The sequence below is a fragment of the Vibrio sp. 99-70-13A1 genome (genome assembly GCF_013114625.1).
Lineage (GTDB): Bacteria > Pseudomonadota > Gammaproteobacteria > Enterobacterales > Vibrionaceae > Vibrio.
The window spans coordinates 1-24,349 of record NZ_VTXD01000047.1 but is presented as its reverse complement, the minus strand read 5'-3'; the positions used below and the strand labels follow the sequence as shown (position 1 = coordinate 24,349).

Annotated in this window: 21 protein-coding genes and 2 tRNA genes; 12 read left to right on the top strand and 11 right to left on the bottom strand. The window is 40.7% G+C overall.

Translation table 11 applies throughout. The features are described 5' to 3' along the window. Positions 1 to 161: 161 nt before the first annotated feature. Positions 162 to 1,067 (bottom strand): hydrogen peroxide-inducible genes activator, encoded by a 906-nt coding sequence (locus tag F0226_RS20530; RefSeq protein WP_171737370.1) that lies wholly within the window; start codon positions 1,065 to 1,067, stop codon positions 162 to 164. A 208-nt stretch (positions 1,068 to 1,275) separates the two neighbouring features. Between F0226_RS20530 and F0226_RS20525 the strand changes: the two genes are divergently transcribed. The 6 genes from F0226_RS20525 (at position 1,276) to F0226_RS20500 (ending at position 6,171) form a co-directional block, all read left to right on the top strand. Beyond that, positions 1,276 to 1,884, top strand: a complete 609-nt coding sequence (locus F0226_RS20525) for a peroxiredoxin C (RefSeq protein WP_137374983.1) — start codon at positions 1,276 to 1,278, stop codon at positions 1,882 to 1,884. A 335-nt stretch (positions 1,885 to 2,219) separates the two neighbouring features. Next, the gene (locus F0226_RS20520; RefSeq protein ID WP_171737369.1) at positions 2,220 to 2,966 is read left to right on the top strand and encodes a copper homeostasis protein CutC; all 747 of its coding nucleotides are present in this window, start codon (positions 2,220 to 2,222) and stop codon (positions 2,964 to 2,966) included. Between the two features lie 125 nt (positions 2,967 to 3,091). Continuing rightward, entirely contained in the window at positions 3,092 to 4,045 is a 954-nt protein-coding gene (locus F0226_RS20515) for a LysR family transcriptional regulator (RefSeq protein WP_171737368.1), read from the top strand. Positions 4,046 to 4,154: 109 nt separating this feature from the next. Beyond that, a complete protein-coding gene (locus tag F0226_RS20510; protein ID WP_171737367.1) occupies positions 4,155 to 4,964 on the top strand; it encodes a YadA C-terminal domain-containing protein in 810 nt (269 codons plus the stop codon). A gap of 98 nt (positions 4,965 to 5,062) precedes the next feature. Further along, positions 5,063 to 5,620: a porin family protein gene (locus F0226_RS20505; RefSeq protein WP_171737366.1), complete on the top strand. Its 558-nt coding sequence runs from the start codon at positions 5,063 to 5,065 to the stop codon at positions 5,618 to 5,620. A gap of 59 nt (positions 5,621 to 5,679) precedes the next feature. After that, a complete protein-coding gene (locus F0226_RS20500) occupies positions 5,680 to 6,171 on the top strand; it encodes a hypothetical protein (protein ID WP_171737365.1) in 492 nt (163 codons plus the stop codon). 11 nt (positions 6,172 to 6,182) lie between these two features. Here the strand turns inward: F0226_RS20500 and phoU are convergent, their stop codons facing one another. The 4 genes from phoU to F0226_RS20480 form a co-directional block, all read right to left on the bottom strand. After that, complete coding sequence (gene phoU / locus F0226_RS20495) at positions 6,183 to 6,881, bottom strand: phosphate signaling complex protein PhoU (protein ID WP_171737364.1); 699 nt, start codon at positions 6,879 to 6,881, stop codon at positions 6,183 to 6,185. A 48-nt stretch (positions 6,882 to 6,929) separates the two neighbouring features. After that, complete coding sequence (gene pstB / locus F0226_RS20490) at positions 6,930 to 7,748, bottom strand: phosphate ABC transporter ATP-binding protein PstB (protein WP_171737363.1); 819 nt, start codon at positions 7,746 to 7,748, stop codon at positions 6,930 to 6,932. 1 nt (position 7,749) lies between these two features. After that, the gene (gene pstA, locus F0226_RS20485; RefSeq protein ID WP_171737362.1) at positions 7,750 to 9,441 is read right to left on the bottom strand and encodes a phosphate ABC transporter permease PstA; all 1,692 of its coding nucleotides are present in this window, start codon (positions 9,439 to 9,441) and stop codon (positions 7,750 to 7,752) included. Positions 9,442 to 9,539: 98 nt separating this feature from the next. Continuing rightward, positions 9,540 to 11,756: an ABC transporter permease subunit gene (locus F0226_RS20480; RefSeq protein WP_171737361.1), complete on the bottom strand. Its 2,217-nt coding sequence runs from the start codon at positions 11,754 to 11,756 to the stop codon at positions 9,540 to 9,542. 202 nt (positions 11,757 to 11,958) lie between these two features. Here F0226_RS20480 and ppk1 point away from each other — a divergent pair, with 202 nt between their 5' ends. Both ppk1 and ppx read left to right on the top strand, forming a co-directional pair. Next, on the top strand, positions 11,959 to 14,058 hold the full coding sequence (ppk1, locus tag F0226_RS20475) for a polyphosphate kinase 1 (protein ID WP_171737360.1): 2,100 nt from the start codon (positions 11,959 to 11,961) through the stop codon (positions 14,056 to 14,058). Positions 14,059 to 14,104: 46 nt separating this feature from the next. Then, a complete protein-coding gene (gene ppx / locus F0226_RS20470) occupies positions 14,105 to 15,619 on the top strand; it encodes an exopolyphosphatase (RefSeq protein ID WP_253820878.1) in 1,515 nt (504 codons plus the stop codon). Between the two features lie 42 nt (positions 15,620 to 15,661). Here ppx and F0226_RS20465 read toward each other — a convergent pair whose 3' ends face one another. Genes F0226_RS20465 through phoB form a run of 3 tightly spaced genes read right to left on the bottom strand, consistent with a single transcriptional unit; the run spans position 15,662 to position 18,650 of the window. Next, a complete protein-coding gene (locus tag F0226_RS20465) occupies positions 15,662 to 16,627 on the bottom strand; it encodes a phosphate ABC transporter substrate-binding protein (protein ID WP_171737375.1) in 966 nt (321 codons plus the stop codon). Positions 16,628 to 16,629: 2 nt separating this feature from the next. Beyond that, positions 16,630 to 17,925, bottom strand: a complete 1,296-nt coding sequence (gene phoR / locus F0226_RS20460; RefSeq protein WP_171737358.1) for a phosphate regulon sensor histidine kinase PhoR — start codon at positions 17,923 to 17,925, stop codon at positions 16,630 to 16,632. A gap of 35 nt (positions 17,926 to 17,960) precedes the next feature. Continuing rightward, complete coding sequence (phoB, locus tag F0226_RS20455) at positions 17,961 to 18,650, bottom strand: phosphate regulon transcriptional regulator PhoB (RefSeq protein ID WP_137374995.1); 690 nt, start codon at positions 18,648 to 18,650, stop codon at positions 17,961 to 17,963. A gap of 193 nt (positions 18,651 to 18,843) precedes the next feature. On the opposite strand from phoB, the gene rdgC reads away from it, so the two are divergent. From rdgC to F0226_RS20440, 3 genes are all read left to right on the top strand, one after another. Continuing rightward, positions 18,844 to 19,758: a recombination-associated protein RdgC gene (rdgC, locus tag F0226_RS20450; protein ID WP_171737357.1), complete on the top strand. Its 915-nt coding sequence runs from the start codon at positions 18,844 to 18,846 to the stop codon at positions 19,756 to 19,758. A gap of 205 nt (positions 19,759 to 19,963) precedes the next feature. Continuing rightward, the gene (yegQ, locus tag F0226_RS20445) at positions 19,964 to 21,382 is read left to right on the top strand and encodes a tRNA 5-hydroxyuridine modification protein YegQ (RefSeq protein WP_171737356.1); all 1,419 of its coding nucleotides are present in this window, start codon (positions 19,964 to 19,966) and stop codon (positions 21,380 to 21,382) included. Position 21,383: 1 nt separating this feature from the next. Continuing rightward, positions 21,384 to 21,638 carry a YfhL family 4Fe-4S dicluster ferredoxin gene (locus F0226_RS20440; RefSeq protein WP_171737355.1) on the top strand — a complete coding sequence of 85 codons (255 nt, stop codon included), beginning with the start codon at positions 21,384 to 21,386 and terminating at the stop codon, positions 21,636 to 21,638. Between the two features lie 8 nt (positions 21,639 to 21,646). Here the strand turns inward: F0226_RS20440 and mepA are convergent, their stop codons facing one another. After that, positions 21,647 to 22,465, bottom strand: a complete 819-nt coding sequence (gene mepA / locus F0226_RS20435; protein WP_345776540.1) for a penicillin-insensitive murein endopeptidase — start codon at positions 22,463 to 22,465, stop codon at positions 21,647 to 21,649. Between the two features lie 187 nt (positions 22,466 to 22,652). On the opposite strand from mepA, the gene F0226_RS20430 reads away from it, so the two are divergent. Then, the gene (locus F0226_RS20430; RefSeq protein ID WP_171737354.1) at positions 22,653 to 23,927 is read left to right on the top strand and encodes an erythromycin esterase family protein; all 1,275 of its coding nucleotides are present in this window, start codon (positions 22,653 to 22,655) and stop codon (positions 23,925 to 23,927) included. Between the two features lie 208 nt (positions 23,928 to 24,135). Here F0226_RS20430 and F0226_RS20425 read toward each other — a convergent pair. Further along, positions 24,136 to 24,212, bottom strand: a tRNA-Trp gene (locus F0226_RS20425). Between the two features lie 35 nt (positions 24,213 to 24,247). After that, positions 24,248 to 24,324, bottom strand: a tRNA-Asp gene (locus tag F0226_RS20420). Positions 24,325 to 24,349: the final 25 nt, after the last annotated feature.

The following is a 24,349-nucleotide window of genomic DNA, read 5'->3' as shown; positions in this document are numbered from 1 at the left end:
ATAAGGAGAAAAAACTGTAAAACACCTTGTGTGAAATTTTACTATTGTATGAAAGGTTTAAAAGTTAAAAGCTGTAAAATTTTACAAGATAAAAAACACCAACAGAGCTTTATACTGAAAAACCCACCTTTTACAGTGAGCTTTTTGTATAAGACCAACCGCTAAAGCAGTTCAGATACTACTTCTGCTAATTGACTGAATGTTTCTTGTCTAGAAGAACTAGGGCGCCAAACTAAGCCAATATCACGGTATGCTTGCTGGCCTGGTGGATCAATCACAACCAAATTTTGATTTTCGAGCAAACCATGGTCTATAGCCATTTGCGGAATAAAAGTGGTGCCTAGACCGTTAGCGACCATTTGAACCAGAGTATGTAAACTCGTCGCAGTAAACGGGTTTATCTTTTCTTTATCGGTTAATTTACAGGCAGATACCGCATGCTCAGTCAAACAGTGTTCATTTTCCAGTAAGAAAACAGATTCATCAGGCAGATCATCGTATTTAATAGGGACACGGATACCATCCGCTTGACTACGACTAATGACCATTCTAAAAGGGTCTTGCCCAACAACTTTACTTCTCATATTGGCGATATCGACAGGTAAAGCAAGAATAAGGACATCTAACTCACCATGCCTAAGCGCGGCCAATAGATTAGTCGTCGTATCCTCTCTAAGTAATAACGTTAATTGTGGGAAGCGTCTGTTTACCTCTTGAACGAGGTCACATAAAAGAAATGGTGCAATAGTAGGTATACACCCAACTTTTAGTTGACCTTGCATACCGTCACCTTGGCATAGAGTTCCAAGTTCAACTAAATCTTGTCCCTTCGCTAATAGTTCACGACCATGTTTCACCACCAGCTCTCCAGCCTGAGTGAATACAAGTGGGCTTTTCTTATCTTTCTTTTCATATAGAGGGCACCCAATTAGCTCCTCTAAATTTTGAATACCTTTACTAAGTGTTGATTGGCTCACGAAGCAGCGATCAGCAGCATCACTAAAGTGACGTGTTTCATGCAGCGTAACGAGGTAATGAAGCTGTTTAAGACTGGGCCATTTATTCATGAAATTACTTTGTAATATGAGTAGGATAAGTTAATTGAAGGTCAATAGACTGGCGGTAAGAATAGATAGTAACCTAATCGCTTTTTTCGATTAACTTAATCTATTTAATTCGCTTTTTTCTATAGTAGCGTTTGTACTATAGTTTGTCGCGTAGAAACGAAAGCCCAAACAAAGATGTTTGGACATTAAATTTTTAGGAGATTCCAAAATGGTACTAGTAGGTCGTCAAGCCCCTGATTTTACTGCTGCAGCTGTTCTAGGTAACGGCGAAATCGTTGATAGCTTCAACTTCGCAGAATTCACAAAAGGTAAGAAAGCTGTCGTTTTCTTCTACCCACTAGACTTCACATTCGTTTGTCCTTCAGAGCTAATCGCTTTTGACAACCGTCTAGAAGATTTCCAAGCTAAAGGTGTTGAAGTAATTGGTGTTTCTATCGATTCACAATTCTCTCACAACGCATGGCGTAACACTGCTATCGCTGATGGCGGTATCGGTCAAGTTAAATACCCACTAGTTGCTGACGTTAAGCACGAAATCTGTAAAGCATACGATGTTGAGCACCCAGAAGCAGGCGTTGCTTTCCGTGGTTCTTTCCTAATCGATGCTGACGGTCTTGTACGTCACCAAGTAGTTAACGATCTTCCACTAGGTCGTAACATCGATGAAATGCTACGCATGGTAGACGCACTTAACTTCCACGAGAAGAATGGTGAAGTTTGTCCTGCACAATGGGAAGAAGGTAAATCAGGTATGGACGCATCTCCAAAAGGTGTTGCAGCATTCCTATCTGAGCACGCTGACGACTTAAGCAAGTAATTACCTCTTAAGCCCGAACTCAACACGGGTTAATGGTTGGAAGACTCTCTATAAAGAGAAATAAAGCATAAGCTAATAGCGCAAAGCGCACCGCCAATCAGTTAAGAAGTAAAGTCCTTATTAAAAGCCCGAAGTTAACGCTTCGGGCTTTTTCTTTATACTATTTTTCACACTGACCCCCTTCCTCTATCAACACCACTTTCAGCGTTCTATATTTCAGTAAATAGAGGCATGCATAACACCAAACTTTACCCCTATTTTCCTTTGACCAACGCTATTCAGCCCTGCTCTTTCGTTGTTATCATCGAGCCACTCTTTTTGAATGTGGCTGAGTCATGAGTATTGAAATAGAAGTTTGTATTGATAACCTAGAATCTCTTCATAACGCAATTGAAGGTGGTGCTGATCGTATTGAGCTATGCTCCTCCCTTGCTTTAGGCGGACTAACCCCTAGCTATGGAATGATGAAACAAGCAGCAAAAATATCGACGATTCCGGTATACGCAATGATAAGACCGCGCCAGGGAGATTTTATTTTTGATGCTGATGATGTTGATTGCATGCTTTTAGACATTACGGCGGCAAGCCATGCTGGTTTAAATGGAGTCGTACTGGGAGTGCTCAATAAAAATGGCAGCATCAATATGCCAATAATGAAGCAATTGTCTGACGAAGCTCATCGCTTAAACTTAGGAATTACCCTCCACCGAGCAATCGATCAAAGCAATGATTACCAGCAAGCTTTAGAAGACATCATTGAATTAGGTTGTGAAAGAATACTGACCTCAGGGTTAGCAAGCACCGCCGAGCAAGGCTGTTCTATATTAAGAAGTATGGTTGCTCAAGCAAAAGGAAGAATTGATATTATGGCTGGAGCGGGAGTTAATGACAGTAATGCACATACTATTTTAAACAACACAAACGTCACTTCTCTTCACTTATCAGGAAAAACAACCCGTTCAAGTAAAATGGAAAAAGCCTCTTCAGCGCAGATGGGGCACAGTGATATTAATGACTACGTTATACCTGTCACTAGTACAGAAAAAATAATGGCTATCAAAGCCATCACTAGATCACTTTAAGCCGATATAAGATGAAAGACTTCTGATATTCCCCATCGTCATATTAGTGATTACTTACAATATGATGATGGGAATCACTACAAATCACGTATATTACTGAAAGGACAATGAATAACGGAGTATTTATGGCTAAGGACTTATTTAGCAGTCTAGATTTAAACTTACTGAGAACCTTCTTAGTCATACATCAAGAGAAAAATACCAGGAAAGCATCTGAAAGATTATTTGTTTCCCAACCAGCAGTAAGCCAAGCTCTTCAAAAACTTCGCCACCACTTTTCTGATGATCTGTTCGTTAAAGTTCATGGCGGCTTACAAGCCACTGCTTTTAGCGAACAACTTGCCAATGAAATCACTCCATTCCTAGATGGCTTGATGACAGCAATTAACTCATCGAGCGTGTTCAACCCACAAGATATTAATTACCCGATAAAAATCGCATTATCCCCAGTAGTACTAGCCTGCTTATCAGGCACCTTATACAAAGAAATAATGACCCAAGCACCTAATTCTAAGTTAGAGCTAACTAGCTGGACGACATCATCAGCCGAAGATATTCAAAAAGGTGATGTCCTTTTAGGAGTGGCTTATGAGCTGCCAAACCAATCGAAAGAGATATACGCAAAAAAACTTATTGAAGTAACCGGGCGGCTATTTGTAAGAAAAGATCACCCGATAAAAAAATCATTGGTGACCCCTCAAGAACTTGAAGGCTACGATATTGCATCCATGATATCTCCCGGTTGGAATGATAACTTCAGCAGAGCTTCACAAATTTTAGACAGCCTTTCTATTCCACATAAAATTGGCTTTCGTTCTGAGATTCTTATGGCAATCATAGACGTATTACTCAACTCAGATATGTATATGCCTCATTCTGATTTGTTTCCTATAGATAATTACCCAAACCTCAGAGCTCTAGACATTCAGCTTGAAGAAAAACAGAAAAAAATAGCGGTATATAGTCATATCCATACCAAAAATCGAAATAACCCACTAACTTTGTGGTTAAACCATTTAATTGAAGAAGCTATGAAGATGCAGATTAATAAGCAAGGCTTATTACATGTATACAAATAACTACTTAGAATAAATATAATACACTGTTTAATATCTACTCCATCGACACGGAGTCAACATTAAACCATAGTAAGGATGCTCAATATTTTATTTATTGAGAGTGTAATCAATGAACAAGTCAATTATCGCAGCATCACTAGCAAGCCTATTTGCTCTTCCAGCCCTAGCTCAAAACGACATACAAAATCCAGCTTGGGTTGACGCAGTTAATCCAATCGAGCTTCCAAAACCTACACAGCCGATTGAGCAAACCCCGACTCAGCCTGTATTACCCGCCCAACCAACATTACCAGATGCTAGTCACCCTATTGAACTGCCAAAGCCAACACAACCGATTGAACAAACGCCAACTCAACCTGTTTTGCCAGTACTACCAACATTACCAGAGCCTAGTCACCCTATTGAACTGCCAAAACCTACACAACCGATTGAGCAAACTCCAACTCAACCTGTTTTGCCTGTTCAACCAACGTTACCAGAGCCGACTCAACCACCTGTTGATAATAGCCCTGAAAGACCACAGCCAACGACACCATCAAACCCTATTGAAGGAGATGATATTGATGTACCTGATATTTCAGGACCAACTGAAGCTGAACGTAGTTCTGACTTAGAGCTTGGCTTTCAAGCAATGGCAGAAGAGTACAACCAAAAATTCAATGAACACCAAGAACAAATGGATGGCATTAGAGCAAGCTTACATGCTGTAACTAACGCAAGACCTTTTGTCACTAACGGTGAATTCGCGATTGGTGCGGGTGTGGGATTCGCAGGTTCTAAAGAAGCATTAGCTCTTGGTGGAGCATATGGTGTCAACGAAAATCTAAGTGTATCTGGTACATTGAATTATGAAACATCTGGTAAGTATTCATCGTCTGATGTCTCTGGTGGCGTAGGTATTCAATACAACTTTAAGTAACACTCTCTCCCCTGCTATGGATGGTGGGGGAATTCTTATCTAAGGGAACAATTTAACTTTGAAGTAGAAGCTTCAACCTAACTATTTTCGAGAGTGTTATGAAATTTACAACATCTATAACAGCAATTATCGCTTTAATTACAGCAAGCAGTACTTTTGCTAATTCACATTACCAAGGTCACCGTGTCGGTTTAGGTTTTTCATCTGGAGAGTTAGAAACGACAACCGTAAACAATGTTACTTCCGATTTAGGCTCAGGGATAAAAGTAGAATACGGCTACGATTTCAATCGAATTGTCGGTATAAACGTCTCTTTAGAGCAGAATAAAGATGATGCAACATTTGGTAATACTACTTATAAATCAGAGCTAACCAACTACAAAATTGATGCTGATATTGGCTATGCCTTCTTTCTTGATGGTTTCAATATCAAGCCTTATGGGGTTATTGGGCTCGCACATATCAAGCACACAGATAAAGTAAACACCTCTAGAGGGAGTTATTCATATACCACAAACGACACTTCTGTTTTGCTTGGTACCGGTATCAGAGCAGATCTTTCTATGGGTCTATATACTGATCTTCGATTTCAATTCGCCATATTAGATGATTATGACGTTAACCAAATGTCTCTTACTGTTGGCTATAAATTTTAATCATCGATTCACATAAAATATTCATAGCGCCAAGGATGGTAACGCTTAAGGTGCTAAACATGAAATTCAATATCCCTCTAATTTGCATTGCTCTTGCTTCAGTTTCTGCTTCAGCAAGTGACCTTCACCTATCACCAGAATTAAAAATTGGCGCTTACCACGGCTTCGGTATTCAAGCGGGAATTACTGACATCGTAGATTTTGACGCTATTTATCTTAGTTATTCGGATATTTGGTATGAGACTGGTCGATATGACGAAACCGTAAGAGCTTATAGAGTTGGCATTCAGAATATGTTTGGCTCAAAGCAAATTCACGGATTTCAGGCTGAAGTTGGATTAGCTGACTACGATGGTGAAAAAACACGTTCAAATATCACTGAAAAGAAAACGGCTGTAGGTTTAAGTTTAGGTGGAGCGTATGTCTACCAAGCTAATTCCACTCTGGCATTAAGAGCCGGAGCCGATTTTAATATATTTGATCACAACAAGACTTTCGTCCCTTACAACACCACGGTCAACATTAACTTAGGAGCAATTATTCGCTTCTAATAAAATGATTACTACTTGAGTGCGTCATCTAGGCTTTGATCTCCTAGGTGGCGAACATCTTTGCCTTTAACAAAGTAAATAATGTACTCACAGATATTTTGGCAACGATCTCCCACCCGTTCAATCGCTCGGGCTGACCACATCACCTGCAAAATATTTGGGATGTTCTTAGGATCTTCCATCATATACGTCATTAATTGTCGAATAACAGCTTCATACTCAGCATCAAGCTTATCATCCAATTTATGTACTTCTGCTGCAGCATCCACATCCATACGTGCAAACGCATCCAACACTTGATGAAGCATAGTAATGGCTTGACGGCACAAAGGCTCAAGAGATACATGGAATTGCTGAACTTTAGGAGAAGGTGTTTCTAATGCCCCTTGAGCGATTTTAGTCGCAACATCGCCGATACGTTCCAAATCTGTGATTGTTTTGATGATCGCCATGATTAGGCGTAAATCTTTAGCGGTAGGCTGACGCTTAGCAATAATTCGAGTACACGCTTCATCAATGGATACTTCCATCGCATTCACTTTATGATCATCACGTATCACTTTATTTGCGAGATCGGCATCATCCTTATGAAGAGCCTGCATCGCAAATGACAGTTGTTGCTCCACTAAACCACCCATTGTAAGCACATGAGTTCGAATAGCTTCTAATTCAACATTAAACTGCCCTGATATATGACGTCCAAATTGCATGTATTTTCCTTAGTTTAGATATTTCCCAATACGGATAACTTCAATAAATTAACCATACCTACCTGTAATATAGTCTTCTGTTTGATTTTTCAATGGCGATGTAAAAATTGAATCCGTATCTGAGTATTCGATCAATTTTCCCATATGAATAAAGGCAGTATGATCACTCACTCGCGCGGCTTGTTGCATGTTATGCGTAACAATTACTACAGTATATTGCGTCTTAAGATCGTTAATTAACTCTTCAATAGTTAATGTGGAAATAGGATCCAACGCCGATGTTGGCTCATCAAGTAAAAGAACTTCCGGTTCAATAGCAACTGCTCGAGCAATAACCAAACGTTGCTGCTGCCCACCAGATAGACCGAAAGCATTTTCATGAAGTCGATCTTTTACCTCATCCCATAAAGCTGCAGCTCTCAAAGAGCGTTCTACTGCATCATCTAAGTCTCGGCTATTACTAACACCTTGTAGCCTCAATCCATAAACGACGTTTTCATAAATGGATTTAGGAAATGGATTAGGCCGCTGAAAAACCATACCTACTCGACGCCTTAACGTCGCGACATCGACCTTAGGGTGATAAACATTATTCCCATAAAGTTTCACCTTCCCTGAAACTTTACAGCCTTCCACTAAGTCGTTCATACGATTAATGCACCGCAACAATGTCGATTTCCCACAACCAGAAGGTCCAATAAATGCTGTCACTTGTCCTTTAGGAATATTCATTGAAATATCGTCAAGTGCTTGAGCCTCTTTATAGTACAAGTTCAAGTTCTCTATCGAGATAGCGGTTTCTTCTTTCGTTAGGTTATGTACGTCTAATGGTGCTTGATAACCCAAAGTCTCATTAATCGAAAACATCTTAATCTTGTCCTAAAGTACGATACTTTTCACGCAGGTTATTTCGGATATTAATTGCCGTTAAGTTAAGCCCAACAATCACTGTAACCAGCAAAAATGAAGTGGCATAGACAAGTGGTCTTGCGGCTTCAATGTTTGATGTTTGGAACCCAACATCATAAATATGGAAGCCTAAATGCATGAACTTCCTGTCTAGGTGAATATACGGGAACTGGCTGTCTACCGGTAAACTCGATGCAAGCTTAACGACACCCACCAGCATTAATGGTGCAACCTCACCTGCGGCGCGGGCAATTGCTAAAATTAGCCCTGTAATAATAGCAGGGCTCGCCATAGGCAAAATAATCCGCCATAGCGTTTCAAATTGTGTCGCCCCCAACGCCAGAGAACCATGACGCACGGCACTTGGGATTCGGGTTAAACCTTCCTCTGTCGTCACAATCACTACAGGTAGGGTCAATACCGCTAAAGTCAGTGAAGACCAAAGTAACCCAGGCGTACCAAAAGTCGGGGCTGGTAAGCGCTCTGCATAAAACAATGAATCAATTGATCCGCCAATGGTATAAACAAAAAAACCAAGTCCAAAAACACCATAAACGATAGATGGCACACCGGCTAAGTTAATCACAGCAATTCGAATTATTCGTGTCAAAGCATTCGTTTTTGCGTATTCATGTAGATAAATAGCCGCAACAACGCCTAAAGGCATCACAACGATAGACATTAATATAACCAGTAAAACCGTGCCAAAAATTGCAGGAAATACGCCGCCTTCAGAATTAGAGTCTCTCGGGTTTTCTGATAAGAATTTCCAAACCTGTTTACCCCAATGTGTAATTTTTTCAGGGTAAGTCATTTGGTTTGGATACCAGTAATCTAAAATATGGCTAAGCGGAATTTCAACCGTTTCTCCTGTCATATCGACGACAAGTAAAGCTTCAATGTTCAGCTGTTTTCTTAATTGCTCTAAACGTAATTCGGCATCCATCAACTGACTATTCAATTGTTCCTTTTTCAATGTATAGGAACTCAGGTAGTTGTCAGTTAACTGTTCATTCAGTTGGTGCTTACGCTTTTCAAGCCGTAATTTTTCTAGTTGCCAGCTAATATCACGAATTTCTTGATCTACAATCCTCGACGTTTCATCTCGAAGTGTGTCTGAAAATGCTAAGCCGCGTACTAACTCTTGATCAATATTTTGTGTTCGGATACCTGATGCGGTTTTAAAGCCGACTGGCTTGCCAAAGAAATATCCACCTCGACTTCGTTCGATAACCGCCCATTCTTTAGGCATGGTAGGCTCAAGTAAATCTACTTCTAGAATGGCGACAAAATCAGCAGGGTAAAGCTCTCTATTCGCCACTTTAATGCTTAACCTACGGACAAATCCACTTTCAATGCTTTGTTCAGAGAACTCGCTTAGGTCACCTGAAATTTGTTCTAGCGGAATATATTTACGCTCATAAAGCTGACCAATCAGTACATCTTTAGACGTGACATTAGCATCAACACCTGAAACAAAAGATTCAGTATTAACTTGAGTTTGCCACTGGTACAGCGGTGCCGGCCAAAAGTAGGTAAGCCCTTTCCAGCCGATCAAGAGCATTAAGCCCAATACAGAAAGCATACTAATACTGACTGCACCGCCCGTTAGCCAAATCCACGGAGAACCCGAGCGAAACCACTTAATCATTATAAGGCTCACTCATAGGCATGACACAGCCTAAAAACCCGTAAGCTTGAACAAGTATTGAGTTGTTCTCATATGAGGTATTAGATAAATAAAACAAACTATAAAGCACGGTATTTATCTCTCAATCGTTGCCTTACCCACTCCGCAACTGAGTTTACAGCAAAGGTAAAAATGAACAGTAATAATGCAGCCAAGAACAATAGACGGAAATGAGAACTCCCTACAGCAGACTCAGGGAGCTCTACCGCGATTGTCGCAGATAACGTTCTCATGCCTTCGAGAATATTCCAGTCCATGATAGGTGTATTACCCGTCGCCATAAGGACTATCATAGTCTCACCTACGGCGCGCCCTAACCCCATCATTACGGCTGAAAAAATGCCAGGGCTAGCGGTAAGAAGTACAACATATATTAAGGTTTGCCATGCCGTTGCTCCAAGAGCAAGTGATCCATCAGAAAGGTGTTTAGGTACGGAAAAAATTGCGTCTTCTGCGATAGTAAATATCGTTGGAATAACAGCAAAACCCATAGCAAAACCGACAACTAATGCGTTTCTCTGATCAAAATCAATACCGTAGTTAGCCAGCATTAAGCGCAAATCGCCATTAAAGAAGAGACTCTCTATCTGGCTACCAAAAGCAAACACCATTAAGGTCGTAACAATTAGCATCGGAATTAATATCAAGGCATGCCAACCATTAGGAAACCTGCCAGTAATATTCCCAGGCAAACAATACCACACCAAGCCAACCACTAATGTGCTCAACGGCAATAGTATGAGTAAAGAGAACACGGCAGTTAAATGAGTTTCAACAATGGGCGCAAACCATAACCCGGCTAAAAAACCAATAATAACGGTTGGTAAGGCTTCCATTAATTCAATCGACGGCTTTACGACTCTTCTCATGCGTGGCGACATAAAGTAAGCCGTATAAATTGCCCCAAGCACCGCAATTGGAACAGCAAAAAGCATCGCATACATCGCAGCTTTTAACGTACCAAAAGTAATTGGAACCAAGCTGAATTTTTCTTCAAAATCATCACTAGCAGAAGTAGATTGCCAAACATACTGAGGTTCAGGGTAACTTTCATACCAAACCTTTTGCCATAAGGAAGAAAAAGATATTTCAGGGTATTCATTATCGACCTTAGCGACACTGATTTTATTGTCACTAAAAGTCGCTAAATGTAATTCGTTGTTAGACATCGCAGCCAGTTGAGGGGATTTATCAAATGCTCTTTCAAACATCAGTAACTTTTCACTGGTCGTATAGTGACTCTGCACAGTGCCATTTTTATAAAAACTATAAAAACCCTTGCGATAAGTGTCTGGCAAAATGAACTGTACAGCTTCAGCTAATTGAAAGTCACGAATATGAGTGAGGGATCGCTGCTCATCACTCAACACATCAAACCATTGGGATACTTGACCATCAATGTGAGTCACCAACAATGAGTACGCACCTGAGAGTAAATTAAAGGTTTTCACCCCATGTTTTTCATCATTCAAACTTAAATCGATAACTTCACGGATATTGAATTGAGTTCCAACTTTCGTTAATACCGCCAGATCTGAACCTTCTCTCAAATATAACGTGCGACCATCAGGAGTAAGTTGTATTTGACCCTGCTCAGCAAACTTATCAGAAAGCCATTGGCTTGATTTCTCAGTAAACTCACCCGAAGAATTCACCGAATAAGATTTGACCAATAAACGTAAATCAGAGAATTGAGCAGCGACGGTTAAATTGCGGCTGTCCAAAGAAAATGTAAATTGTTGAATAGTTGAGGCTTCAGGTGGAGAAAATGCGACCAAATTTTGAGAGGCTTGTAAGAGCTCAATGGTTGGAGTGGTGTTTTTTTCTTTTTGAGTAAGAGGTGCACTATATTCAGGGGAGAAAAACTGAATTTGTCCCTGACTGTTCGCAAATGCATACCAATTATCAGATGCAATCGAACGAGAAAATACAATAGGATTATTAATAATGGATTGCGTGAAGTAAGGGTCACTTCCCTGCGCTTCAAGGTTCCAAAAATTTACAGAACCAGACTGTTCTACAGTAAATGCGTGCTTGCCGTATTCATCAATTGAAAGTGCAATAGGTTGCTCTGCGCGAATAGATTTTTCAACCTGTGCAGTCTGTAATCCAGCATCAGAAAATACCGGCAATATAACGATAGCTAGGTAAACAAAAATTAAAACTAAAGCCGCTAACACACTAACGCCACCGCAAGTCACTGAAAAGCGAACAAGTCGATCTTTCAACCATCTTTTTTTATCGCGTTCTTTCAATGAAAATCCGGCTGAAGCCATGTGTCTATCTACCTTTTTTGAGCTATTGTCATAATATGTCTATCACATGACAATTATATTACAGCTTGCATTAAATAACTGAAAATAGTGATAAGTTTTATGCAAATTGTAGAATGAAATAATACCGTAATAAAAATCACATATTCTGCTTATTTTTTATAATTTGATACCCCAACTCTCGTCAGGACAATCAGGATGATTTATGAACGCTGAAAAACTCTACATCGAAAAAGAACTGAGCTGGTTATCCTTTAATGAAAGAGTCTTGCAAGAATCAGCTGATAAAACCGTTCCACTGATTGAGCGTATAAGATTTTTGGGGATATTTTCAAACAACCTAGACGAGTTTTACAAAGTTAGATTTGCCAATGTTAAACGTAGAATATTAATAAACCAAGAACACGGTATTAACGACAATTCAAAGCACCTACTTACCAAGATGCAAACCAAAGTACTTCGGCTCAACCAACGGTTTGATGACCTCTACAATGAGCTAATCCTTGAAATGGCAAGACGCCACATATTTCTTGTCAACGAAAACCAACTTAACGATTTTCAGAAAAAATGGATTCGTAAGTATTTCAAAAAAGAAGTTCAGCCGCACATCACTCCTTTATTGATGACTGATGAAATCGATTTACTCCAATTTTTAACCGATGAATACGCTTACCTCACAATAGAACTGCAAAAAGAAGAACAATCTAAATACGCTCTCATTGAAATTCCTACCGATCATCTACCAAGGTTTGTCATGGTCCCTGAGCAAAAGGGGAAACGACGTAAAACCATCATCCTGCTAGATAATATTATTCGTTACTGTATTGAGGATCTTTTCAAAGGTTTTTTCGATTATGACGAGCTAAACTGCTACGCCATGAAAATGACTCGGGATGCAGAATATGACCTAGGGTTTGAAGTTGAGCACAGTCTTTTAGAACAAATGTCAGAAGGCGTCGCCCAACGCTTAAGTGCGATGCCCGTTCGTTTCGTTTATGAAGAAACCATGCCTAAAAACATGCTTAATTTCTTGTGCGAGAAACTTGGTATATCAAACTACGACAGTTTAATTCCAGGCGGTCGATACCATAACTTCAAAGATTTTATTGGATTTCCCAATGTTGGGCGTGAGTACTTAGAAAATAAACCGTTACCACCGATGACTTGCGCTGATTTCGATAACTTTGACAATAATTTCGATGCGATAAGAGAGCAGGATATTTTACTGTATTATCCTTATCATACTTTTGATCACATCACTGAACTAGTTCGTCAAGCCTCCTTTGATCCCAAAGTGATCAGCATTAAGATCAATATTTACCGCGTGGCTAAAAATTCAAAGTTAATGAATTCGCTTATTGATGCTGTTCACAATGGTAAAAATGTAACCGTTGTTGTAGAGCTACAAGCGCGCTTTGATGAAGAAGCCAATATTGAATGGTCACGGATTTTAACTGATGCGGGGGTTCAAGTTATTTTCGGAGCGCCTGGGCTAAAAATACACTCTAAGCTACTTTTGATTAGCCGCCGTGAAAATCAAGAAATCACTAGATATGCTCACATCGGCACAGGCAACTTTCACGAAAAAACCGCTCGTATCTATACTGACTTTTCATTACTCACCGCAGATCAAGACCTCACAAATGAAGTGCGTAATGTTTTTGGCTACATAGAAAACCCTTACCGACCAGTTAAATTCGACCACTTGATTGTTTCCCCCCGTAACTCTCGAAAAAAGCTTTATCAATTGATTGATGGTGAAATAGCGAATGCTGAAGCTGGTAAGAAAGCTCAAATAACGTTAAAGGTAAATAATCTTGTCGATAAAGGATTAATTAATAAGTTATATAGCGCGAGTAACGCTGGTGTAGATATTCGAATGATCATCCGCGGTATGTGCTCACTCGTTCCTGGAGTTGAAGGGGTAAGCGAAAACATCAAAATAATCAGTATTATTGACCGATTCCTAGAACATCCACGAGTTCTGATCACCCATAATGATGGTGACCCGCAAGTCTATATATCTTCTGCCGATTGGATGACCCGGAATATCGACCATCGTATTGAAGTGACAACTCCAATACGTGATGAACGTTTGAAACAACGCATTATCGATATTGTAAATATTCATTTTACCGATACAGTTAAGGCTAGATGGATCGATAAAGAGATGAGCAATAGCTATGTTCCTCGTGGGAATAGAAAGAAACTACGCTCACAAATCGCTATCTATGATTACCTAAAATCAGTTGAAAAGAAATCTAGAAAAGCCAAGGAACAACAGTCTGAAGATGAGCCAAGCTAAGAAGATACAAGTAGCCCAAACAGAAAAATCACCTGATACTGCCTCTATGGAGGCTGTCGCTTCTCCCAAAAACATTGCAGCTATTGATTTGGGCTCTAATAGTTTTCATATGGTCGTAGCAAAGGTTGTGGGCCAAGAATTACAACTTGTTAGCCGACACAAGCAGCGAGTACGCCTTGGCGCTGGATTAGATGAACAATCCAACCTCAGTAATATCTCCATAGAAAGAGGATTAGAGTGTTTATCAATGTTCGCTGAACGTCTTCAAGGATTTGAACTTGAAAACGTTCGAATTGCAGCAACTCATACTCTTCGCCAAGCCAATAATGCCCATATATTTATCCAGCGTGCGAGAGAAGTACTTCCCTTCCCTATTGAAGTTATCCCCGGAGAAGAAGAAGCTCGATTAATTTATTTAGGTGTCGCGCATACACAGCCTGAATCAGACTCAAAGCTTGTTATCGATATTGGTGGGGGCAGTACAGAGCTGATTATCGGTAAAGGCTTCGAAGCAAAGCTCGTTAACAGCAAACAAATGGGATGCGTAAGTTTTACTCAGACCTTTTTCTCTAATGGCAAACTCACCCCTAAGAACTTTTCAAAAGCCATCATCGCTGCTCAACAAAGGCTTGAGCCCCTTGCTGCTCAGTATAGAAAGAAAGGCTGGGAAGCGGCTCTAGGGTCTTCAGGTACAATTAAAGCGATTAAAGAAGTGCTTAGTAAGCTTGGTTATGATGATGCAATCATTACAGAGAAAAGACTGAGGCACCTGATTGACGTACTTTGTGAACAGAAGAATATTGAGCAGATTGAACTAAAAGGGCTCACCGTCGAGCGGCAGCCTGTATTTGCCGGCGGGGTAGCAATATTAACCGCCATATTTAAAGCTCTAAAGATTAAAGAAATGCACTTCTCTGATGGCGCATTAAGAGAAGGTCTCCTCTATGAAATGGAAGACAGTTTTCAACGTTCAGATATTCGTATGCGCACCACGGAAAACTTAGCAGTAAAACATTTAGTGGATTTAGAGCATGCAACTCGAGTGAAAAATCGGGCAAGTGCATTCCTAACTCAAACAAGAGAGCCATTGTGCATCAAAAGCAAAAGCCAACTGTTTGAATTACTTGATTGGAGTGCTCTATTACACGAAGTGGGGCTTAGTATTAGTTTCCAAGGGTTCCATCGTCATTCAGCCTATATACTTCAACATACCAACATGCCTGGCTTTAATAGTGAACAACAACTGCTTATGGCAACTTTGGTTCGGTTTCAACGTAAAGCTCTGAAACTACAAGATATGCCAGAACTCAGCCTATTTAAAACGAAAAGTGTCATCAGCTTGATTCGTATTTTGCGTTTAGCGATATTACTTAATGGTCAGAGAAATGATGCTCCAATGCTTGATATTCAACTGATTATCATAGACCAAGATCATTGGCTGCTGAGTTGTGATGATAAAAGCTGGCTTGAAGATAATAAGCTTTTAGCTGCCGATTTATCTAGCGAACAAGAGCTTTGGAGTAATATTGGCTGGCAGCTGAGCTTTGAAGTCATAAACTGAATATTTTCTGAAAAGATTTATGAAACCTAAATATAGGGCTGGTTATAGCCCTACTTTCATTAATTCCTGCTTTGCAAATTCTGGCGGAATCGCTAGATAGCCATCTTTCTCAACAAGTTCCTGTCCTTGCTTCGAGTATATAAACTTCAAAAACTCCCTTTCTACCGGTGACAGCGGTTTTTCTGGGTGCTTATTTACATAAACGAATAAAAAACGTGAGAGTGGGTAATCACCATTGAGAATAGTTTCCCTAGTAGCATTTACGTATTCATCGCCATATTGGGCAATAGGGATTAATTTAACGCCGGCAACGCGGTAACCAATACCAGAATAACCAATTCCATTAATAGAGGAAGCGACAGACTGAACGACAGAGGCAGAGCCTGGTTGTTCATTCACTCGATTTTTAAAGTCACCGCCACATAAAGCGTTTTTCTTAAAGTAACCATACGTTCCAGAAACCGAGTTTCTTCCAAATAGTTGGAACCGTCTTTTAGCCCAGCTTTGTTCTACCCCTAACTCTTCCCAGTTTGTTATCGAACGAGTAGAACCACAGCGTAATGTTTCTGAAAAAATAGAGTCTATCTGTTTAAAGTTCAAACCTTCTATAGGGTTGTCCCTGTGAACAAATAGACCTATAGCATCAATAGCGACTTTTAACGCTGTCGGTTTATAACCATGCTCTCTTTCAAAATTTTCAATTTCACTTAAACGCATGGGACGGCTCATAGGCCCTAATTGAGCTGTTTTTTCCGTTAATGCAGGGGGAGCAGTCGCCGAACCAGAAGCTTGAATTTGAGCATTCACATTCGGGTAGTAAGACTTAAACTCTTCGATCCACAAAGTTGTCATACCCGCTAAGGTATCTGATCCTACAGAAAGTAAATTGCCCGATATTCCAGGTACTTTTTTATAAGTAACAAGCTGTTCAGGTTCATCAATGTTATCCGCTAACACGACCGAAGAGAGTAAGGATAAAGACAACGCCCATGCATGGCTTAATCTCATTTTCATACTGTCAGCCGGCTTGGTAAAGTGAATGAGAATCGGCTGCCAACGCCCAGATCACTTTGAATTTCTAAATGAGAGTCATGGTGAGTAAGCGCATGTTTTACAATCGCTAAGCCCAAACCACTACCGCCTGTATCACGAGAACGAGCTTTATCCACTCGATAAAAGCGTTCTGTTAATCGGTGAAGGTGCTGAGGTTCGATACCATCTCCGGTATCTGACACTTCCAAGCAAGCGCCTTGGCTAGTTTGATACCAGCGAACATTCACTTGAGCCCCAGCAGGTGTATATTTAACAGCGTTATAAACTAGGTTTGAAATTGCACTACGAAGCTGATCTTCATCAGCTAAAACACGTAAGCTTTTATCAATATCAAAATTCAATTGATGATCTAATTCACCACTTAAACTTGCTGCCTCTTTTTCCAAAACTTCCAGCATTGCTGGCACATTCACAACTTCATCCAACTCATGCATGGGCGCTGCTTCAATTTTAGAAAGAGTCAGCAACTGATTAACTAAGCTATTCATTCTGTTCAGCTGTTCAGTCATCACACCGTGAGCTTTTGGCCACATTGGGCCGACAACCATATCCGGATCTTCAGTCATTTCAAGATAACCTTGAAGTACCGTCATTGGTGTCCGAAGTTCATGAGAAACATTGGCAAAGAAATTACGTCGCATCCCTTCTAATTGCTTCAACTGAGTGACATCACGTACAACCATTAAGTGCTCACCTTCAGTGTAAGGCACAATACGTAATTCCAGCATTCGCTCAACATTCAATGGAGAAGGCATTTCTAGAGGTTCGGAGAAATCTTGCTTATTGATGTATTTGATAAAATCGGGAGTGCGGATCAAGTTTGAGATCGGCTGACCAGAATCATCAGGCCAACGAAAACCCAATAAATATTGAGCAAGTTTGTTACACCAAACAATGTTGCCTTCACCTCGAAATACCACGACCGCATCGGGCAAAGATTCCGCACCATTTCTAAAACGGCGAATAAGGTTGGTTAGCTCTTTACGCTTTCTACGCTGTCTTTGCTGAAGCCGGTAAAGCCCGTTAAATAAGGACTCCCAGTTACCTGAACCCGATGGTGGTGTTAAACGCTTTTCATCCCACAACCAAGCAGATAAACGCATTTGGTTATGTAGATGCCAAGAGAGTTGTAAAACGGTAGCCGCCAGCAGTAGCCAAGGCATATAACCGAATATCCAACCAATAAAAACCCAAGGGGCGTAAAAAAAAGCCAGCTCCCAAGCTAGCTTTTTCCAGGTTAACCTTTCAACCATTCATAACTCCGAAATGGGGTAGGATCAGACAAGTACTAAGCTTTTGTCGAAAAGCGGTATCCAGCACCGCGAACCGTTTGAATTAATTTATCATGACCTGCAGCTTCTAGAGCTTTACGTAGACGTCGGATATGAACATCAACAGTTCTATCTTCTACGTAAACATTCGTGCCCCAAACATTGTTTAGCAATTGTTCTCGGCTATATACACGCTCTTGATGAGTCATAAAGAAGTGCAGCATTTTAAACTCGGTTGGTCCCATATCAACTGGACCTTCACTTGCGGTAACACGGTGCGATACTGGGTCTAATTTAAGACCTTGTACGTCAATCACGTCTTCCAATGCAGTAGGTGTAACACGGCGAATAACCGCTTTTAGGCGAGCCACTAGCTCTTTTGGCGAAAATGGTTTGGTAATGTAATCGTCAGCGCCAACTTCTAAACCGCGAACTTTATCTTCTTCTTCACCACGTGCAGTCAGCATTACAACGGGAATGTTACGAGTTAACTCTTCACGTTTCATATGCTTGATAAAGTTAATACCGCTACCACCAGGTAGCATCCAGTCTAGCAACACTAGATCAGGGAAAGGTTCACATAGCTTATTTACCGCTGTATCGTAATCTTCAGCTTCTACAGCTTGATAGCCCTTTTGCTCAAGTACAAAACACAACATTTCACGAATTGGTGCTTCGTCTTCAACAACCAGAATCCTTCTCGACATAATTGAGTAGCCTTAGTATTTAATCAACGCATTGCATTATCTGGTTTAATTATGACACTTTTGTGACCTTTGAAAACAAATTTTCATATAACTGTCTCAAACATTTCACTTTTAATTTTTATTGCAGGTATAAGACAAATGAAGCGAAATCTCCTATGATGAGCGTCTTCAGATAAAGGTATGAGAAATATTTATGTGGTTTAAGAATTGCCTAGTATATCGCTTCAATCGTGATATCGACTTCAATGCAGATAAGCTAGAGAAACAACTTGAAGAGTTCCGTTTTACACCTTGTGGTAGTCAAGACAAACAAAAGTTTGGTTGGGTACACGCAATGGGTAGACATGGCGATATGATGACGCACTTATCAGAAAACCGCATTCTCATCTGTGCTAAAAAAGAAGAAAAAATGCTTCCGGCATCAGTCATTAAAGAGTCACTGAATGCAAAAGTAGACACGCTTGAAGCGGAATCTGGCACGCCTCTTAAAAAGAAAGAAAAAGACAGCTTAAAAGAAGACATCATCATCGATCTTCTTCCTCGTGCATTCAGCCGCAGCAACTTCACTTACGCGCTGATCATGCCGAAAGAAGGCTTTATTGTTGTTGATGCTAGCAGCTACAAAAAAGCAGAAGATGTTTTGGCACTTCTTCGTAAAACAATGGGTAGCCTACCTGTTGTTCCAGCTATCCCTGAGCAAGCAATTGAGACGACTCTTACTGAGTGGGTTCAATCAGGTAATACTCCTCAAGGTATTACTATGCTTGATGAAGCAGAGCTAAAATCAATCCAAGAAGATGGCGGAATCGTTCGAGTTAAGAAACAAGAACTTGAAGCTGATGAGATAAAAAATCACATCGAAGCCAACAAAGTTGTGACTAAACTTCTTATCAATTGGCAGGACCGTATTGAATTCATTCTTGCTGAAGACGGCAGCATTAAACGTCTAAAATTCAGTGATGAACTCAAAGATGAGAACGACGATATTCCTCGTGAAGATCAAGCTGCTCGCTTTGATGCTGATTTCTCCCTTCTATGTGGTGAGTTCAGTGTTTTCCTTCCAAACCTATTCGAATCGCTAGGCGGGTTAACTCAACCTAACGCTTAATATTTGATATTTGAGGCTTAGGTGTCGATGGCACCTGAGCTTATTTCCTTCAAGCTACTGCTTATCTTCTCTTATCCGTACTCTTCTTAATACCATTGCTATCTTTAGGGCTATCAACCAAACTCATTTTAGCGTAAAATTTGCGCCCCTTTGATATCACTTGGTGGTATCAACCTGACTTGAGATCAGATTAGAGAACGAAGCAATGACTACACAAAAACCATTTGTACCTGAACTATTATCACCGGCAGGAAGCCTTAAAAACATGCGTTACGCATTCGCCTACGGCGCTGATGCAGTATATGCAGGCCAGCCACGTTACAGCCTTCGTGTTCGTAACAACGAGTTCAATCACGAAAACCTACAAATCGGTATCGATGAAGCTCATGCTCAAGGTAAGAAGTTATATGTTGTATGTAACATTCAACCTCACAACTCTAAATTAAAAACATTCATTCGCGATTTAAAGCCTGTTGTTGAGATGGACCCAGATGCTCTGATCATGTCAGATCCAGGTCTTATAATGATGGTTCGTGAAGCTTTCCCAGAAATGCCTATCCACCTTTCTGTACAAGCAAATGCTGTTAACTGGGCGACCGTTAAATTCTGGTCAACTCAAGGTGTTGAGCGTGTAATTTTATCTCGTGAACTATCACTAGAAGAAATCGAAGAAATCCGCGAACACTGTCCAGAAACAGAGCTAGAGATCTTTGTTCACGGCGCACTATGCATGGCTTATTCAGGTCGTTGCCTACTTTCTGGTTACATGAATAAACGAGACCCGAACCAAGGTACTTGCACTAACGCTTGTCGTTGGGAATACAAGACTGAAGCTGCGAAAGAAGACGAAAACGGTCAGATCGTTGAAGCAAATCCAACTGGCGTTGCTATCCAAGAAGTAGAAACTCAAAACCTTGAAGTGCAAAACGAGCGTCCAGACAATACGCTAGGCTTAGGCAAGCCAACTGACGAAGTGGTTCTTCTTTCTGAATCGCATCGCCCAGAAGAGAAAATGGCAGCGTTCGAAGATGAGCATGGTACTTACATCATGAACTCAAAAGACCTTCGTGCAATTCAACACGTTGAGCGCCTAACCAAAATGGGCGTGCATTCGCTTAAAATAGAAGGTCGTACTAAATCTTTCTATTACTGTGCTCGTACTGCTCAGGTTTACCGTAAAGCAATTGATGATGCAGTTGCGGGTAAACCATTTGATGAAAGCCTAATGGGTACGCTAGAGAGCCTTGCTCACCGTGGATACACTGAGGGCTTCTTGCGTCGCCACACTCACGATTCATACCAAAACTACGAGTACGGCTACTCTATTTCTGATACTCAACAGTTTGTTGGTGAGTTCACAGGTAACCGCCGTGGTGATTTAGCGGAAGTAGAAGTAAAGAACAAATTCTTAGTCGGCGATAGTCTTGAGCTAATGACACCTCAAGGTAATATCGTTTTCACTCTTGAAATGATGGAAAACCGCAAATCTCAAGCGGTTGAAGATGCAAAAGGCAATGGACACTTCGTGTTTATCCCAGTACCTAGTGATCTAGACTTAGAATATGGTCTATTGATGCGAAACTTAGGCACAGGTCAAGATACGCGTAACGTTACAGGTAAATAAGATGGCACTTCTAATTCAAGATAGCTGTATCAATTGCGATATGTGCGACCCTGAATGTCCTAATGGTGCAATCACAATGGGAGATGAAATCTATGAGATTGATCCATTGTTATGTACGGAGTGTAAAGGTCACTATGATAAGCCGACCTGTCAATCAGTATGCCCGATATCAAAATGCATCATCACCGACCCTAAAAATATTGAGACCGATGAAGAGCTTCTAGAGAAGTTCGTTATCATACAAGGAATGACATAGTCCTCCCTTTACTCTTTAAGAAGAGCCTGACAAAGTTCAGGCTTTTTTTTCGCCTTCTTAATGTAGTTTGGTTTATCAGCAGGTTGCCCTTTCTTTGGTTTCCAACTTGCAAGTTCTTCACCGCAACCATCACCTTCTGGCGGTTGTGCTTGTTCAATACAGTGTACATCTTCTTCAGAACATTTAAGCCTAATATGCATATGAGAATGATGTCCAAACCATGGTCTCACTTTTCTCAGCCACTCTCTGTCATTTTGGGTTTCAGTTGCACATAACGCTTCTTTTATCACTGGATGGACAAATATTCTAGCCACATCTTCCTTTATCGCAGCACTCTTAACTAAGTCAAAATGATACGGCTTCCAATGACTACTTATTCGGTAATTAGGTATATCTACTACACTCGTCGCTCGTGGATTCTCTAGTTCTTTTTCTGACAGAGGTAGCCTTGTAACTCTGAGCCAAACATCAATATCTAAGCCCGTTTGGTGACTGCTGTGCCCAAAAGAAAATAAGCCCCCCCTAGCCATAGCAATATCAGCGATCAATATTCTAGGCATTCCTTTTTCCTGCAACTCCTTAGCTAAACTTTGAATGAAGGTGATGGTATTAGGGTGGGCGTAGTAACGTTGCCTTTGGGGGCGTATAACTTGGTACCCCTCACCTTGTAAAGGAAGTGTGTCAGCACCAGCAAGGCAACCATTAGCATAACTGCCTATAGATTGAGTGGGTTGTGTAGAGGGTGTGGTAAAGCTTTCCCACGGAGTTGCAAAAGTGAAAGTGCTAATAAGCCAACAGCCCAGAAGTACAGTTATAAAACGCAACACAAGTAACCTTCCTTAATTTTCAACAATTCATCATAGTCTAAAGATGTATCTTAGATTAATTCTCATACAATATTTACCGCAAAACACAAATACAAATTAAGAAATCAGTTGCACACTATAAAACCCCTTCTAAACAACTCACCAAGCATAGAGTGGAATAGCTTTAAACAATCTAAAGGACTAAATAATGAAAAAATTAAGTTTGATTGGGCTTACCCTATTAATGGGATGTAACAGTGATACAGAAAACATCACAATCGAACATTCACCACTCGAAAGTACAAGCTTCATCTATGGTAACTCAGACCTTAGACAATTTGTCAGCGCGACTGCTGGCTATGACTATATTGGGCTAGGTGAAGCTAGTCATCAGGGCTCTAAAGCCTATAGCTATAGAGCACTGATGCTAAAAGCGCTCCATGAAGAAGGTAATCTTAATTTCATAGCATTCGAAGCCGGGTTATATGATGGGTTGGCCGCATGGCAAAACTATCTGGCTGATGAACAAAACTTGCTGGACGCGGTTACAGGACCTGATGCTAATTATATGTTCGGACACTGCTATAGTGCAGAGTTAGCACATTTGTTTAATTATGTAGATCAGTTACCGAAAGACACTACCCCCCTACTACTCATTGGATACGATGCAAGAATCAACAGCGATCCCGGATGCAGTGTCATGTTCGATGAACTAGAAAATTATTTAGTCTTCCAATCTTTATATCAAGAAAGCTTCGCCACCATTAAATCATTATCTCCGATAATGATGTGCCCTTGGTATGCAGACCGAGAATTCACTGTGACTGACCATCATCAGCTAACTTCACTTCTATCTGAATTAATCTCCACCCTTACGACTCAGAAAGAACTTGAAATGATTCCAGGTTATGATCCGACATCACCTAGAGAATTTAGAAATTACGCATCATTTTGGTTACAAGTAGCGAAAAGCTTATCAGCTCATAGCTACTTCCAAATAAACGGATTAGAAGATGCTTTTACTGATAATCAATCAGCTGAAAACATTCGCTGGTTAAGGGAGGAGTGGTTCAACCTGCCAGATAGCGGGCAAACAGCCATATGGGCTCACAACATCCACGCCATACCTATCCACGCTTCAGTAACAGATGCCATTCATAAACGGTATCCTGATAAATCAACTTATAACGTGATACAACTGACTTACCGAGGGCGTTTAGCCGCTTACACCCCAGATAGTTCGCAGTGGGCAGTTAATACCGTGCCTTATTATTCAGAAGCAAGGACCGTTAACCATTCACTATTCAGTTTAGGTTTTCCTGATACTTTCATTGATTTTAAATCTCAATCAACATCAACAGCTTTATTTAATCAGCCTCAAACGGTTCGCTTCGCAGGTGGTAGCCTACCAGGCTATACTCCGACATCAATTGCTGATGGGATTTCATTTACCCCACGAGAGGTTCCTGCTGTTGCTCGATAACGAGAGCAAGAGCGGTAATTGGTGTCATATTCTTATTTGATATGAACTGAAACATACCTTGCCACTGTTCTTAAACTTTTCCGAAATGTATCGGCTAATTTTTCGGGAAGGGAACTGGTACAAAGTGATGTTCTGTTATTATTGAGAAGAGCAAACATAGATTGATAGATGCAAAAAAGCCTCAGCATTTCTGCTGAGGCTTTAAATATGGCAGGGGTGGAGAGATTCGAACTCCCAACACGCGGATTTGGAATCCGCTGCTCTGCCAATTGGAGCTACACCCCTATTTCAGTTTTAAAGAGCTGAAACTCTGAAATAAGTGGCGGAGTGGACGGGACTCGAACCCGCGACCCCCGGCGTGACAGGCCGGTATTCTAACCAACTGAACTACCACTCCGCAGTGGTCAACTCACTAAGTGAGC

Excerpts from the sequence above, each read along its gene's own strand:
- F0226_RS20530 (WP_171737370.1), bottom strand. The coding sequence starts at position 1,067 with ATGAATAAATGGCCCAGTCTTAAACAGCTTCATTACCTCGTTACGCTG.
- F0226_RS20525 (WP_137374983.1), top strand. The coding sequence starts at position 1,276 with ATGGTACTAGTAGGTCGTCAAGCCCCTGATTTTACTGCTGCAGCTGTT.
- F0226_RS20520 (WP_171737369.1), top strand. The coding sequence starts at position 2,220 with ATGAGTATTGAAATAGAAGTTTGTATTGATAACCTAGAATCTCTTCAT.
- F0226_RS20515 (WP_171737368.1), top strand. The coding sequence starts at position 3,092 with ATGGCTAAGGACTTATTTAGCAGTCTAGATTTAAACTTACTGAGAACC.
- F0226_RS20510 (WP_171737367.1), top strand. The coding sequence starts at position 4,155 with ATGAACAAGTCAATTATCGCAGCATCACTAGCAAGCCTATTTGCTCTT.
- F0226_RS20505 (WP_171737366.1), top strand. The coding sequence starts at position 5,063 with ATGAAATTTACAACATCTATAACAGCAATTATCGCTTTAATTACAGCA.
- F0226_RS20500 (WP_171737365.1), top strand. The coding sequence starts at position 5,680 with ATGAAATTCAATATCCCTCTAATTTGCATTGCTCTTGCTTCAGTTTCT.
- phoU (WP_171737364.1), bottom strand. The coding sequence starts at position 6,881 with ATGCAATTTGGACGTCATATATCAGGGCAGTTTAATGTTGAATTAGAA.
- pstB (WP_171737363.1), bottom strand. The coding sequence starts at position 7,748 with ATGTTTTCGATTAATGAGACTTTGGGTTATCAAGCACCATTAGACGTA.
- pstA (WP_171737362.1), bottom strand. The coding sequence starts at position 9,441 with ATGATTAAGTGGTTTCGCTCGGGTTCTCCGTGGATTTGGCTAACGGGC.
- F0226_RS20480 (WP_171737361.1), bottom strand. The coding sequence starts at position 11,756 with ATGGCTTCAGCCGGATTTTCATTGAAAGAACGCGATAAAAAAAGATGG.
- ppk1 (WP_171737360.1), top strand. The coding sequence starts at position 11,959 with ATGAACGCTGAAAAACTCTACATCGAAAAAGAACTGAGCTGGTTATCC.
- ppx (WP_253820878.1), top strand. The coding sequence starts at position 14,105 with ATGGAGGCTGTCGCTTCTCCCAAAAACATTGCAGCTATTGATTTGGGC.
- F0226_RS20465 (WP_171737375.1), bottom strand. The coding sequence starts at position 16,627 with ATGAGATTAAGCCATGCATGGGCGTTGTCTTTATCCTTACTCTCTTCG.
- phoR (WP_171737358.1), bottom strand. The coding sequence starts at position 17,925 with ATGGTTGAAAGGTTAACCTGGAAAAAGCTAGCTTGGGAGCTGGCTTTT.
- phoB (WP_137374995.1), bottom strand. The coding sequence starts at position 18,650 with ATGTCGAGAAGGATTCTGGTTGTTGAAGACGAAGCACCAATTCGTGAA.
- rdgC (WP_171737357.1), top strand. The coding sequence starts at position 18,844 with ATGTGGTTTAAGAATTGCCTAGTATATCGCTTCAATCGTGATATCGAC.
- yegQ (WP_171737356.1), top strand. The coding sequence starts at position 19,964 with ATGACTACACAAAAACCATTTGTACCTGAACTATTATCACCGGCAGGA.
- F0226_RS20440 (WP_171737355.1), top strand. The coding sequence starts at position 21,384 with ATGGCACTTCTAATTCAAGATAGCTGTATCAATTGCGATATGTGCGAC.
- F0226_RS20430 (WP_171737354.1), top strand. The coding sequence starts at position 22,653 with ATGAAAAAATTAAGTTTGATTGGGCTTACCCTATTAATGGGATGTAAC.